General features: G+C 59.8%; 5 protein-coding genes and 1 pseudogene. 2 read left to right on the top strand and 4 right to left on the bottom strand.

From position 1 onward, the window contains the following. Positions 1-91 precede the first annotated feature (91 nt). Together ACO07W_RS02775 and ACO07W_RS02770 are read right to left on the bottom strand one after the other, a co-directional pair. Positions 92-1594, bottom strand: coding sequence for a class I adenylate-forming enzyme family protein (locus ACO07W_RS02775; RefSeq protein WP_421840523.1), 1503 nt, complete (start codon positions 1592-1594; stop codon positions 92-94). A gap of 40 nt (positions 1595-1634) precedes the next feature. Further along, on the bottom strand, positions 1635-1865 hold the full coding sequence (locus ACO07W_RS02770; RefSeq protein WP_421840521.1) for an acyl carrier protein: 231 nt from the start codon (positions 1863-1865) through the stop codon (positions 1635-1637). A 377-nt stretch (positions 1866-2242) separates the two neighbouring features. Between ACO07W_RS02770 and ACO07W_RS02765 the strand changes: the two genes are divergently transcribed. Beyond that, on the top strand, positions 2243-3469 hold the full coding sequence (locus ACO07W_RS02765; protein WP_421845748.1) for an IS110 family transposase: 1227 nt from the start codon (positions 2243-2245) through the stop codon (positions 3467-3469). A 93-nt stretch (positions 3470-3562) separates the two neighbouring features. Here the strand turns inward: ACO07W_RS02765 and ACO07W_RS02760 are convergent, their stop codons facing one another. Together ACO07W_RS02760 and ACO07W_RS02755 are read right to left on the bottom strand one after the other, a co-directional pair. Then, complete coding sequence (locus ACO07W_RS02760; protein WP_421845780.1) at positions 3563-4723, bottom strand: phthiocerol/phthiodiolone dimycocerosyl transferase family protein; 1161 nt, start codon at positions 4721-4723, stop codon at positions 3563-3565. A gap of 240 nt (positions 4724-4963) precedes the next feature. Further along, positions 4964-5384 (bottom strand): annotated as a pseudogene (locus ACO07W_RS02755) (transposase); the annotation flags it as partial. A gap of 517 nt (positions 5385-5901) precedes the next feature. On the opposite strand from ACO07W_RS02755, the gene ACO07W_RS02750 reads away from it, so the two are divergent. Continuing rightward, positions 5902-14766 (top strand): amino acid adenylation domain-containing protein, encoded by an 8865-nt coding sequence (locus ACO07W_RS02750; RefSeq protein WP_421840519.1) that lies wholly within the window; start codon positions 5902-5904, stop codon positions 14764-14766. Positions 14767-14809 lie beyond the last annotated feature (43 nt).

The raw sequence follows: 14809 nt of genomic DNA, 5'->3' as shown, positions 1-14809 counted from the left end.
TGGCGCCGACGACATCAATACCGAGTCCACCTGCACTACTACTGACGCAGGGAGAACCAAAGACCTCGATCTAACCCTGCAGTACTAGTCCCTAGTTGCTCCGCTCGGCGTAGTCGAGACGCAAAGCTTTCTTCAATATCTTGCCCGAGGGATTGCGTGGCATGACTTCCAACAAGACGATATCGGCTGGCGTCTTGTAGGGCGTCAAATGCGCGGCCAGATGTTTCCTGAGGCCAAGGATGAATTCCTCAGCGTTGGAGACTGGCGCGACCGGGACGACGTACGCGACGGGCACTTCGCCGTACTCGTCGTCAGGGATGCCGATGACGGCGGCGTCGGCAACCTCGGCGTGCGCATGCAGAACGTCCTCGATCTCGCGGGGATAGATATTCTGGCCCGCGCGAAGCACGACATCTTTCACCCGGTCGATCAACGTCACGAGACCGTCGTGGTCAATGGAGCCGATGTCGCCGGAAAGCAGCCACCCATTGGCGAAGACTTCGGCGGTGGCTTCCGGGTTGTTGCGGTAGCCGTGCATCACGCCTGGGCCTCGGACACAGATCTGGCCGCTTGAGCCCGGGGCGAAGTTGACGCCTTCTTCGTCGAGGAAACCTATGCTCATCCCTGGGATCACCTTGCCGACCGGGATCGCTGCCGCGTCCTCGGCAAGGGCGGCGTGCTCGTCGGGGCCGAGCGTCATGAAAGGGCCTCCGGCCTCGGTGATCCCGTACACCTGTCGGAAACCACAGGAGATCCGTCGAGCGGCCTCCGCGAGGAGGGCACGCGGCATCGGAGCCGCTCCGTAGAGGATTTCCCGCACGGAGCTGAGGTCTGTGGAGTCCAATGCCTTCGATTTCAAGATGAAGCGCAACATTTGCGGCACCAGCCAGATATGGGTTGCCTGATGCTTAGCGCTAAGGGCCAAGGCTGCTTGCGGGGAGAAGTTTCCCATCAGCACGACAGTGGCGCCCTGCGTCATGTACGTGAGGGACAGCACCGAGCTGCCGTGGAACAGCGGGCAACAATTGAGCAGCACCATGTGCTCGTCCCTGCCGACCTCGGACAACCAGCCTAAGGCGATCGCCCGGAACGACGCCTGGTCGACGACGACTCCCTTCGACCGGCCAGTGGTGGCCGAGGTGTGGAAGATCGCGGCGGGGGTGTCTTCGGGGACAGCGGGGAGCAAGGGGCGCGACGGGGCCGAGACCCCGAGCCGCGCGAAGTCGTCGGTGTCGACGGCAAACGCTGGGACATCGCCGAAATCGAGCTTTGAGAGCAGCTCGGCGGTGGCGAACACAAGGCTCGGGCGTACATTGTGGAGCGTATACGCGAGTTCTTCGCCGTTGATGCTCCGGTTGATGGGAGCGAACACCACCCCCGCTCGCGCGAGGGCGAAGTACAGCTCCAGGACTTCGATGCGATCGTTGGACACAATGATCGCCCGTTCCCCCTGGCGCACGCCCAACTCGCGCACCGCAGCCGCCAACTGCGCTGTGCGCTCGAAGAATTGCCGCCAGGTGACTTGACGGTACGAATCGATGATGGCAACCCGGTCGGCGTGGTACTGAAAATTTCTTTCCAAAACCTGCGTCATCCACACAGTCGGCCTCCCGCGCTTGTCCTCGGTCGTCTGATCACGCCGGACCGCCCGAGACAATCAGCTTCTCGTAGTCTGCGATCGAACGCGCCGACGTGACGTCTTCCAAGGAGACTTCGACACCCGTCTTCTCCTCGATCAGCAACGTCAGGCGGATGATGTCGCCAGAGTCGATCCCGAAATCAGTGATGTTGTCGTTGTCGGCGATCGTCGCTACGAGGTCTGGTCGCTTCGTGAGCTCGACCAGCATCTCCCGCACTTGTCCCATCAGGTTATCCTAATCGTTTAGTAGGGATTGGTTACCGGTCCGGGTGTTGGTGACCGGGGCCTGTTTCTTGCGGGATCTGCCGTCAGGTGACGTCTGGTGTTCCCGTCGTTCGACGACTTGAGAAAGAGCGGCGCGTCTGGCGGCAGGTCTTGTCGGGTTGGTGGTGAGATTCCGTTGCCCGAGCCCGTCGCAGGGGTGACTTCCTGATGGTTGTTCTCGAGCCTTGAGCTCTTCGACAGAACGAAGTCCTGCGATGTGCTGGAGTCACGGACGGCTAGTGAGATGACGGACCTTGGAGTCCCGCGATTAGGGCGCCGCGTGAGTCCACCGGTAACGGCGCAACCATCCACCGACGAAAAAGTGAGGACGTCTTGGGCTTGTTTTGTGGAATCGACTGGGCTACTGAGCATCACGATGTTGCTGTGGTTGATGACGACGGGAGGGTGGTAGCCCGTGCACGGCTGGGCAATGATGCGGCCGGGTTCGCGCAGCTGTTGACGTTGCTGGCTGAGGCCGGTGACAGTGCCGCTGATCCGATACCAGTGGGGATGGAAACTGATCGTGGCCTGTGGGTGGCGGCGCTGCGAGAAACTGGCCGGGTGATTTATCCGATCAACCCGTTGGCGGCTTCGCGGTATCGGGCACGGTATGCGGTGTCGGGGGCCAAATCCGATGGTGCCGACGCGGTGCTGCTGGCCAATATTGTGCGCACCGACCCCGGCGCGCACCGCCCATTGCCCGCCGACACCGAGTTGGCCCAGGCGATCCGGGTGCTGGCCCGCGCTCAGCAAGACGCGGTATGGGCACGTCAACACATCGGCAACCAGATTCGCGATGTGCTCAAAGATTTCTACCCGGCGGCCATCACCGCGTTCGCCGACCTGCCCGAGGGCGGGCTGGCTCGTCGAGATGCGCGCACCATCTTGGCTGCTGCACCAACCCCCACCCAGGCGACCAAGCTGACCCCGGCCCGACTGCGCCGACTGCTGGCCAAGGCCGGCCGCCGCCGCCATCTCGACCGTGACATCGAACGGTTGCGGGAGGTGTTCACCGACACCTACCTGCACCAACCACCGGTCGTGGAGAACGCGATGGGTATCCAATTGGCAGGGCTGCTGGGTCAGTTCGAGGCTGCCTGCACCACTGCTGCTGATCTCGCCGAGGCGGCAACCGCCCATTTTGAGCAGCACCCGGACTCCACGATCATCACCAGCTTCCCCGGACTGGGGAACCTGGCCGGTGCCCGGGTACTCGCCGAGATCGGTGATGACCGCGCCCGCTTCACCGACGCCCGCGGACTGAAAGCATTCGCCGGAGCCGCGCCGATCACCCGCGCCAGCGGCAAGAAAACCCTCGTGTTGCACCGCCATATCAAGAACCGGCGCCTGGCCGCCGTGGGTCCCATCTGGGCTTTGGCATCGCTGCGCGCCTCGCCGGGCGCCCGTCGCCACTACGACACCCGCCGCGCCGCAGGAGACTGGAACCACCAAGCCCAACGACATCTGTTCAACAAATTCCTCGGCCAACTCCACCACTGCCTGCAAACCGGCCAGCACTACACCGAACATCTAGCCTTTCCACCTCCTCCCTCGCTCGTGGCTTGACTTTTAACTTCGTGAGATGTCTTTCTTGTTTCTCGGCAAGGTGTCGCGCTGTGGCGATGGTGGGTTCTCGGCATTAAGCTTTGTCTAGGGCTGTTACCGCTCTCGAATAAATCCCGTTAGAAATTTACTAATCTCTGCGGCGAGCACTGTCATGAAAGAAGTCGAAAACCCATCTACACAGTGCGGTAGCTCAATGCTGAGTTCGCCATTGAGGCTGGCAACGGTAGCCATAACCGGTCCGGTTCCGTTTTTTAAGTGATAGGATTCCCGAAAAGGCATAAAGCGCAGATTCTCGACCTTCAATCCGCCGATGTCCCGCGGCATTTCCCATGCGCCTAAATTAGAGACATATGCGCTCGTTGCAAAAATCTGCGTCAATTTATGAAAAGGCAATTCATGGGCTCGCAAGAGAAGTAAAAGCTCATAAAACTTCTCATCTGATTCAGATGTCCGAACTAGGCTAGCTCGTATTGATTTCGCGAAATCAAACGGATCGGATTCCGGCGAGACTTCCGCGCGGTAAAAATGTGTGGAAACACAGGGGTGTATAACATCATTGCCGATGCCCAGGAAAGGCCGCAGGTTTATTGGTGAGGTGCAAGCCATGGTATTGGAATCCTGTTTTCCAAGCAATTTCCTGATAGCAAAAATAACCGCAGCGCAGACAAGGCCATGCAGACTCGTGTTCCGCTCGCGCGCCAATAATCGAAGAGCCTGCGAATCGGAATCCGGAAAGGATATTCTTGCTACGTCAACGCGCTCACCTTCGCAAACGCCCGGTTCTGGCGGTTTTTTCCCGTTGTGCTGATATGGGAGAGACAGGGCCTGTCGTGTCGCCTCTTCAATCCGCTTGGTCTGATATGCGGAGAACTGACCTTCCGCTATTTTATCCCACAACCCCCGCTCGGGATCCCATGAGTCAGGTGCATTATCGAAAACGCTAGGAGAACTATCAATAATACTGCGTCGAGACGCCTTGAGAAGCCGGTCATATTCGAGAAGCAGATTCCGATAGATCGCCAAGAGATTCACGCCATCGCCCGCAATATGGTCACCGCAGAACACGAATTTTGACGCTGGCGAGCCCTGGAGAAGCACGGCGCGAACGAGAGGGCCGCCGGTGCGCAGGGGCTTGCAGTATTCCTCCCGCAAAGAGCTCTCCTCTAAAGGGCGAACTTCGAGCGAGGGTATCTCCTGCGAGGGCAACTCCGAAAGAAATGGCACCTCAGCGTCCGCATTGACGAAACATCGCATCACGCGGTAACCGCGCAACATTTTTGCAAACGCCTGCGCCAAGAGCTGCGCGTCAACATCGCCGACGAGTTCGGCATGTACAACACCGCGACTTTTTTCGCGAAGATAGAACCGCTGTATAGGATCTAAAAATATCATGTCAGCGCAACACGCTCCATTTTCAATAATATTTTTGGCAGGCCAGTATCTGGGCGGCCGGGTCTGCCGGATTAATGGTGTAAGTGGAATTTTCGGTTCGAAGGTTTCGCTTCCCAGCATGCAGTCGGCGAAGGCTAGTGTTAAGGCGTTCAAGGCTGGTTTCCAGCGCGTAGTCCATCGCTTCTGTCCGGTCCCGGTCAGGTCGAGCGACTGGGTGGCTAAGTGTTGCCATTTCAGGGCGGCTTGCTCAGTCGGGAAGGCGGCCCCTGACCTGCACGGCGCGGCGGTAGCGGGCCTTCAACGATTCGATCGCATTGGTCGAGCAGATCACCTTCCTTATCTCGGTGTCGTAGTCCCGGAAACGGGATGGATTCGTCCCAGGCGTTGCGCCACAAACGAATTGTTGCCGGACACCGGTGCCCCCACGCGGCGTCGAACGCGTCCAAAGCCTCTGCGGCGGCGGTGCTGTTGACCGCGTCGGATTGGTCGCCCTTGCGATGGTGTCGCGGTGCTGGCCGGGATGTCAAGAAGGGCGCCGACAGCGTTGATGCGCAGCGCCGGTAGAACTAGAGCGCTAATCGAGAGATGTTCGAGAGCTTCTCCAGATCCTCTTGTGCGCGATTGCATCCGGTTGTCGACGCTGTAGAGTCGCCGCGGACGCCATTGACCTTGGGGTCCATAGGGTTTCGCGCCCGAACTGTGCGGGATCGGGGTCTGAAAACTGTGCGGGATCAGGTTTGAGATAAGGAGATTCGACGTTTTAACGCCGGTAGCTAACGCAGCCATTGACCCGCCAGCCGGGTCGGGCCGCTGGTCTTGAGATACCCACACAATTCTTCCAGGAAAGCCGCAACCTCGGCATGAATGTCCGCAGCATGAGCATCCAGATTAGCTATCCCACTACCGACGCAGAGAGAACCAATGGCCTCGTACCGACCACGTATCCAGTGTCCAACTCCAAGGGGCAAGTACAACCTGAGTCGTGTTTGCGGCTCGCATATTGGTGCAGCTCGTTAACTGCTTAGTTACTGGAGATTTCGATGGAAGATTTGGAGCGCGAAACGGTGCGCGGTGTTGCTACCTGTATGAGGTGGCAGGATGGTAGAAAACCCTTAACTCGCGCAGAGCAGGGAATTTTGGCCTCCGAGTTGATGGGCGAGCATACGTCTTCTATTTACAACACTTGTGAGTGTCTGGAGATCGCCGGACCGGTCGACGCGTTGGCCTTGGAACGTGCAATACAAATCGCGCTTTCAGAGAATGAGACCTTCTCTGCGCGCTTCGTCGACGTTGGAGACGGTGCTCGAATCTGGACAGGCGATGAAAAGCAGCCACACGTAGAATGCGTCGATATCGCACCCGGGGAAGACCCGTGGCAATATGTAAAAAGTCGTGTCGAGACGCATCTTTCTAGTCGCGTAGATTTGATGGAAAACGCACTGCCCGTGCAATATCTCTACCGGGATGGCAGCGGGCATGTTTATTGGCCTATCAATATGCACCATATCATATTGGATGGATATAGTTACACACTTCTCACCAAAAGGGTTGCGCAATTATACAATTACCTGGTTATGGGTGGCGAATATCCCCATAATTGGACGGAGACGAGGGATGCTCTGTATGAGGAGGAGCAGTCTTACGAAGATTCGGAAAGGCGTGCTGAAGACCAGTGTTACTGGTCGGCAGAGCTTTCGGGCATTGATGAGGGCGCTGTCAGTCCGAAGGACGACATCGGCGCTGCAAGTGCCTACTCGCGGGAATTGGTGAGTTTCGAAGGGGAGCAAGCAGAGCTTCTGCAGAAGATTTCCCAACAGTACGGGGTCTCCGCAATAGAGGCGCTCGTGGCTGCGGTCGTCTATGTGGTGCATCAGATTGAGGCCAGTCGGGACACTGTCATCGGCGTAACAACTATCGGCAGGGCGGGTAGTCGAGCGTTGCGTGCCTACGGAACCTCTTCAAATGTGCTTCCGCTGAGGGTAAGAGTGGACATGGAAGACAGTGTCGGCGGTTTTTTGAAGAAGGTGCGGGAAAAAATAGATGGCTTGCGTCGGCATCAAAGGCATCGTATCGAAGACGTACTGATGAACCTTGGCATTTCCGGGGTGGATCAGAGCCTGTATAGGACAACGGTGAACGTCGTGCCGTTCGGGCATGATATCGAATTGGCCGGATGCTCGACTAAAGTTCACTACATATCCGGAGGCGTGAGCGAAGCGCTGCTGTGCAATATTCGGAAGTCTGCCGACGGTTTCTTCGTCCACGTCGACGAAGATGAAGAGCGAGTTGCGGCAAAGTCGTTTGCGGAACGGCTCGAACGTGTCATCGCGCAATTTGCTTCATGCGGCCCGGACGAAATGCTTACAAAGACGTCGGTGCTCACTCGGCAGGAAGACGAGGCGTTGGCTAGGCCCGACGTGCTGGCCGACTGGGACGACGAGTCGTTGACGATAGACAAGGCGTTTGAGAACGTCGTTAAGGAGCGGCAGGACGCTGTTGCTGTTGTCGACGGAGCGCTGTCGTACACGTACCTGGAAATCGATGAACGAGCCGACCGTGTCGCTCGTAGCTTGACCGAAATGGGCGTGCGGCCAGGCGATCTCGTGGGTCTGATCACAGAACGCGGCGCTGACATGGTCGTGGCGATGCTGGCAATCATGAAGTGCTCCGCGACATATCTGCCCATAGATCCTCGGTACCCGCTGACAAGGGTCGCCGATATTTTGGACGACGCTGGGTCGAAAGCGCTTGTGCACGACGGCGTTGCGCACACGCGGCAGCTTGCCGAGGATGCGGCGGCGCGCCTGCAAGCGTCGGTGGTCGTAGACATGAGTCGCGCGGCGCAAGACCGCGCAGACGTAGGTCTTGATGGTCAAAGCGCGGCCCGCAGCGACGATATCGCCTATGTTCTTTACACCTCGGGGTCGACGGGGAAGCCGAAAGGTGCGCGCATCACCCACAAAAATGTGCTGTCGCTGCTGCGGTCGTGTGGCGAGGTGCTGCCAGTGGGCAAGGACGACGTGTGGACCGTCTTCCACTCGTATTCGTTCGATTTTTCCACATGGGAGATCTGGGGTTCGCTGTTGACCCGAGGCAGGCTTGTGGTTGTGTCGACGGGCGACAGTGTGGACCCGAACAATTTCGCTCAGCTCATCAGGCGTGAGCAGGTGACTGTGTTGAGTCAAACGCCTACGGCGTTCAGCCAGCTCGCGCGCGCGGCGAGTGGCGCCGATTTGCGGAGCGTTCGCGTAGTGGTGTTCGGCGGCGAGGCGCTAAACCCGAAAGCCCTTACCAAAGCCGTGAGCCATTTGGACGGCTTCGATCCGGTACTGGCAAACATGTACGGGATCACGGAGACCACCGTGCACACCACGCTAAAGGTGTTGCGCGTCAACCAGCTAGACGGCTTTGCCGCGCATAAGAATGGCAGTCCCATCGGCCGCGAGCTTCCCGGCATGGGGATATTCGTCCTGGACGGGCGCCGGAAACCGAGGCCGTTTGGCTGCGTCGGCGAGTTCTACGTCGTGGGGACGGGCGTGGCGGACGGGTATGTCAACCGTGCAGCCCTGACAAGAGAAAAGTTCCTAGACCTCGAGGTCGGTGGCCGGACGCTGCGTGCCTACCGAACGGGCGACCTTGGTTCGCGGGAGGCTGATGGCGAACTCTACTACTACGGCCGGAGTGACAACCAGGTCAAGATACGCGGGCACCGGATAGAGACCGCCGAGGTAGCCACGGCGATCATGCGTCATCCCGATGTGCGAGAGGCATGGGTTCTCGCGGCTTCTCCACCGTCCGAAGAGCGTGGGGCCACTACCGTTTTGGTGGGCTATTTCATAAGTGCGCGGCGGGGTTTGTCGACCAAGGAGGTCCTGGACTTTTTGGCCGAGACCCTGCCCGCCTACATGATCCCGGCATTCCTCGTCGAAATCGACGGCGTCCCCCTTACCGCCAACAACAAGCTCGACGTGAAAAAGTTGCCGGACCCTTGGGCGACGTTCGGCGCTGGGGTTACGTCTTCGCAGGGCGCGGTGGATCGCGAAGAGACCGACCCTTGGCTCCGGATGCTGATCTCGAATTTCGAAGAAGTCCTACATCTACCTGCAGGCAGTGTGAACGCCGGGGGCAATTTCTTCGAACTTGGCGGTCACTCGATCCTCGCGGCCACGCTATTGATGAGAATTCGCAAAAGCGTTGAGGAATCGGGCGCGCAGGTTTCCCTCGGAGTATCTGAGATTTTCCGCAACCCCACCCCGCGGGGACTCCGGTCCCGGTTGCGATTCGCCGAGATCCCGGCTGACGCTCTGACACGGGCCGAGGCGAAAGGTGAACCGGACCGGACACAACCAGGCGAAGCCATGAAACCGATGACGCCTGCGTTGAGCTTCGAACAGCTGGGCATGTGGTTCCTCCACAAGTCAAACCCGCAGGAAACCGCTTACAACATCGGTTTTTCCGTTTCCCTCCCGGAGGATGTCGATGCCGTTCTGGTGGCTGAGGCACTCCAACTGACGGTGGATCGGCACGAGAGCTTGCGTACGACCTACCAGGAGGACAGCCGGGGGGTTTGGCAGCGCGTCCACCCGCCAGGGGAGCGGAAAGTCGCTGTGCCAGTGGAAGACGTCTCGCCGGACGAGTTCGACAGCGCGGTCAAAAAGGGACTGGCCCGAACCTTCGACTTGCGTGCGGACCTTCCGATCGCCGCACGGATCGTCCGAGCTCTGGGAAGGGAGCAAGCGTTCGTATTCGTGATCCATCACATCGCGATAGACGGCTGGTCGTTGTCGCTCTTCGCGCGGGATCTGTCCCTGGCATATCAGAAGCTCCGAGACGGAGTCGAGGTCGACTGGCCCGCTGTTACGTTCCACTACAGTGACTATTGCGCGCTCGTCAACGCGGAGCGGCGCAGTTTAACGCTGCTGGGCGGCACGGACGATTCGCCTGAGAAATACTGGAAGGAAAGACTGCGCGCTATCCCTGCCGAGGTGTCTACGCATGGCGCGGAGCACAGGCGAGGGTCTGACGGCGGATCGAACGCGGCGATGTTGGAGCAGGAGATGCCGTCGTCGGTGTTCGACGAGGTGCGAGACGCTGCCCGCCACTCGAACGTCACAGAATTCTCTGTGCTCCATGCGGCGTTGGCGTTGACGCTGCACAGCGCTGGGTTCGGCGTTGACATCGTAATTGGGACGCCTGTGTCGGCGAGAACTAGCAAAGAGTTGGAAGCAACGGTGGGCATGGTCGCCAACTCTGTGCCACTGCGGACCCAGATCCGGAGCAATTTCACCTTGGCGGATTTCCTGCACGAGGTTTGGGATTCAGACGTGGCCGATATCCGCTACCAGGAATATCCGTTCGCGAAGATCGTGGACTTGATCAACCCTCCTCGCAGGCTTGGTGTGCATCCGATTTTTCAAATCATGCTTAGCTTGCAGAACGTTCAACCCGCCGTGCTCAAGCTAGGGTCGCGCTCCCACAATCTTGTGCCTGCGATGAACAAGGCTTCGAAGTTCGACCTATTCTTCGATGTGGTGCCGCCCGAAGGCTTTGAAATGGGCCGTGTGCGGGTAGAGTTCGACACACGCCTGTACGGCGAAGAGTTCGTAAGTACGCTGCTCACGCGGTTCTTCGCGGCATTGCGCGTTGTGCGGTTTTCCCTGGGGGAGAAGGTCGGAGCCGCTTCGGAAAGGCTTGCAACAGAATTCGCGCTCCCGCCCTGCCGCGAGCGGAGCGCGGCGGAGGAAACGCGCGAGCGTATCTCCGCGCTGAACTCGGTGGGCGAGTGCTTCGCTCGTCTGATGTCGGACGGGCCCCGGCCAGTCGTGCATGCGTATTACGTCCCGGTGCGCGAAGGCGCCATCACAGCGGTATCGGCCGTGGTGGCCGAGCTGTCCGGAGCGTATGACATCGTCCCCTGTGCGGTGAGTTCTATACCGAGGATGCCTGACGGCGAGGTCGACGAAGCCACGCTGGCCGCGATTGCTGGCGACGGCGAGGATCAGATCCGTTCGTGGACGCAAGAACTCCGTGCGTTGCCCGGTGTCCTGGCCGTCTCGGTCGACCGCGAGTACGCGGGCCAGGTGAGCTCGCCGCTCGAAATCGACATGAACGAGGTAGCGAAGCGCTTCATCAGAATCGACTCGTCGGAAACGACCGGTGTGGGACAAGACTGCGGCGACGCGATAGCCGTCAGCCATGGCCAGAAGCTCGGCGTCGAAACGCTGGAAGCTTGGTCAGACGTCCTGCTGCGAGCGATCTCCCGAAATGTGGAGGAGAGTATCGTCCACATCGATAAAGCAGGTGTAGTCGTACGATCCGATTACGCAGAACTGCTATGGGAAGCCAAAGCACTGCTGGCCAGGCTGAGGGACTTGGGGCTCGCTGTCGGGGACAAGGTCGTTTTTCAGCTCGACAACAGCAAGCAGTTTATCGCCGCGCTATGGGCATGCATACTCGGTGGATACATCGCGGTCCCGATGACCGTCGTCAACTCGTTCTCAGCAGGCCGGGTTGCCGCGAAAAAGCTGGCGGTCGTCCTCGAACTGCTCGATTTCCCAGTAGTTCTCGGCGGTGACGCTGAGCTTGGCGAGTTGTCGGGCATGCGCGACCTCTTCGACAAGGAACTCATGCGCACGGTGAGCATCGACGAGCTCCAATGCGCCCCTGAGGCTTTCTGCGCGCAGGAACGGGCCTGGCATAGCCCAGATCCAGACGACGTGTTCTTGATGCTCATGACCTCCGGCAGCACGGGTAGGCCGAAAGCGGTGCGGCTGACGCACCGCAACGTGCTCGCGCGCAGCGAGGGCGCGACGGTCATGAACGAGCTCACCGCGCAAGACGTGTCATTCAACTGGATACCGCTTGACCACGTGACCGGAGTGGTGATGTCGCATCTGCGGGATGTGTATCTGGGTTGCCGCCAGATACACGCGGCCACATCGTGGGTCCTTGAGGATGTCTTGCGGTGGTGGGAACAGGTTGACCGCCACGACGTGACAGTGACCTGGGCTCCGAACTTCGCGTTCGGATTGGTGGCGGAGAGAGCCGCGGCCATCGCCGACAAGCCGTGGGATCTGCGCAGTGTCCGCCATATCACCAATGCGGGCGAGATGGTGGTCGCAGAAGTCGTGCAGGCGTTCCTGCGCGCGTTGGCTCCGAAAGGGCTCGCACCCGACGTGGTGCATCCAGGCTGGGGCATGTCCGAAACCTGTTCCGTTGTAACGGACTCCGTGTTCCGGCAGGAAGACCACAAACCCACCGACACCTGTGGCAGCAAGGACGGTTTCGTGAGCTGCGGGCAGCCCTACCCGGGATTCAGCATGCGGGTAGTTGACGAGTGCAACAACGTCCTTCCTGAGGGAAAGGAAGGACGTTTCCAAGTGCGGGGCGCGTCTGTGACGTCGGGCTACTTCAACAACGACGCGGCGAACACATCGTCGTTCACCGCGGACGGCTGGTTCGAGACCGGAGATCTTGCGCTAATCCGCAATGGCGAGCTTTACCTGACCGGGCGCGTCAAGGACGTCATCATCATGAACGGGGTGAACTACTACAGCCACGAGATCGAGCGGTGTGTGGAGGAATTGCCTGAAGTTCTGCGGTCTTACGTTGCAGCGTTCCCGGTGCGGGGCAAAAACGCGAAGACGGACGAATTGGCGGTGGCCTTAGTCGCCGCAGGAGGCGACGCTGCGAGGGACAGCGCGTTGTACCAACAGGTCCGGAATAAGATCAGAGACGACATCGGGGTGACGCCGCACTATACGTTCTTGGTGTCCAAGGCGGACATACCGAAGACAGAGATCGGGAAAATCCAGCGGAGCGCACTCGCGAAACGTCTGCTCAACGGGGACTTCGACCGGGAGATAGAGGCAGGTAAAAGAGCGCTCGGGCTAATTGCCAAGTTCCCGAACTGGTTCTACGCTCCCACGTGGCACGCGAAGAACGCCGTCCCTTCAAGCTCGCCGAAGAGCGCCGTCATCATCTGCGACGACTCGCAGCGGTCTTCGGACATGGCGCTGAGCGTCCAAAACAACCTCGTCCAGGCAGGTTGTTCGGCGGTGATCGTTCGGCTGGGGGACCGATGGGCCAACGATGGCGAAGACGACTACGCCGTCAACGTGGAGGACCAGGCTGACTACCTCGCCTCGCTCCGCGATATTGCGGAGCGTCGTGGACAGATCGATTCGATCGTGTTCCTTGGCGGTTTCGGCCAAAGTGAGAGCGTCGATGACGACGATTACTACGGCCAGCGGCAACGGGTGACACTTGACAGCCTGTTCCTACTTGGCAAAAGCGTGGCCGCAATGAGAGAGGAATTGCCGAGAACGCGGCTATGTCTGGTGAGCCTTGGCTCGCAAAGCCTCCCCAAAGGAGGAAGGGCTTGCCCGATCACGTCGGCGGCAGCAGCGCTGTTGCGTTCAGTCGCGAGCGAGGCAGACCACATTGCTGTCGTCCATCTCGACCTGGAATTCCCCGAAGCCGAAACGGTCGTCCGCGAGCTCTCCTTTGACGAGGCGGACATGGCAGTCGCGTATCGGGCGGGTCGCCGTCACGTGTTCGGGCTGAGCAACGTGGTGGCGGATAGCCTCGACCTGGGCAGATCTATCGCCGCGAACGGATTCCACGTCGTCACAGGAGGTTTGAGTGGCGTCGGCTACGAGGTGTGTAGCCGGTTGTTGCGCGGCGGGGTCCGCAGGCTCTTGGTTCTCGGCAGATCCGAGCCGGGCTCCCCGAGCTGGCAGGAGGCCGCAGACCGGAGCCTCGCCAGCCTTACCCGGCGAGCCGATGTCCGCTATCACAGCGTTGACGTTGCCGACTCGGCTTCGCTTTCTCAAGCCGTCGCCGAAGCGGCGCAGGCCTGGCGCGAGGCGCCCGCGCATTTCTGGCATCTCGCCAGTAGCTGGGAGTCCAGACCGGTGGCCGCGCACACACTGGAGTCGTGGCGGGCTTCGTTGCGCTCGAAGATTCACGGTGCGCTCGCGCTGCGGCGAGTCTCCGACGGCTCCGTCCCCATCACCTTCTTTTCCTCGGTGAACGGGATCTACGGCGGAGCAGGGGCGTCAGCGTACGCCGCGGAATGCGCGTTCGTCGATGCGATGGCCCAATCAAGTGGCGGTTTGGCGCGGAGCATCGCGTGGAGCGCGTGGCATGGGGTCGGTCGGAATGGTACGCGAGACGAGCTTTCGTTGGCCGAGCGTCGTGGATATGTCTTGCTCGAACGCGACCAGGCGCTCGATTCGCTCGAGATCTCGACGTTTCTGCCAGGTAGCCGCCTCGTTGTAGGGATCGATGGATCATCTGTGTACCAGAACCGGATGATCGCGCGCGCCCCAAGCCGGGTGGACAGATTGACAGCGACTGTGCGCATGGCGGAGAGCACAGATATGCGGGCATTGGTGAGTGAAGCCCAAGAGTCGGCGCAGCGCTGGCGGATCGGAGAGCAGTGGACGCTGCAGAACGCCGAGACAGGAAAAGCCGACCATGCCGACGGCCAGGCAGGGCGGCCTGATTCGAAGTTAACCGAGGCTATGTCGTCAATCACCGAGGTCTGGCGTCAGCAGCTGGGGATCGAGTATGTCGATGTCGACAAGAATTTCTTCGACATGGGCGCGAACTCGTTGACTCTGTCCGGCGCTTTGTATCTGCTACGGGAAAGACTGACGGATCGTCTCGTCATGGTGGACCTGTTCCGTTTTCCGAACACCAGAAGCCTTGCCGCGCATGTGAGCGACCATCTACTCGTCGACCAGCCGACCGATAACACAGCTGTGGACGCGCAAGGGGCAGAGACCGGGCCGGAAGAATCCATCGAGGAGGACGTTGCCGTGCTGACGGCGGCAACACGAGTCGAGAAGCGGCAGCGGAATCGCTCGCGACGAATCGTGCGAAAGCGCAGCGCGCAATAGAACGAGCCCGATATCAGTTTTCTAAGACGAGGTATGCGCATTG

The sequence above is a fragment of the Mycobacterium sp. genome, assembly GCF_965230835.1.
In the GTDB taxonomy this organism is placed as follows: Bacteria; Actinomycetota; Actinomycetes; order Mycobacteriales; family Mycobacteriaceae; genus Mycobacterium.
Note: the sequence above shows the minus strand (reverse complement) of the source record. Positions and strands in the feature narration are given on the sequence as shown.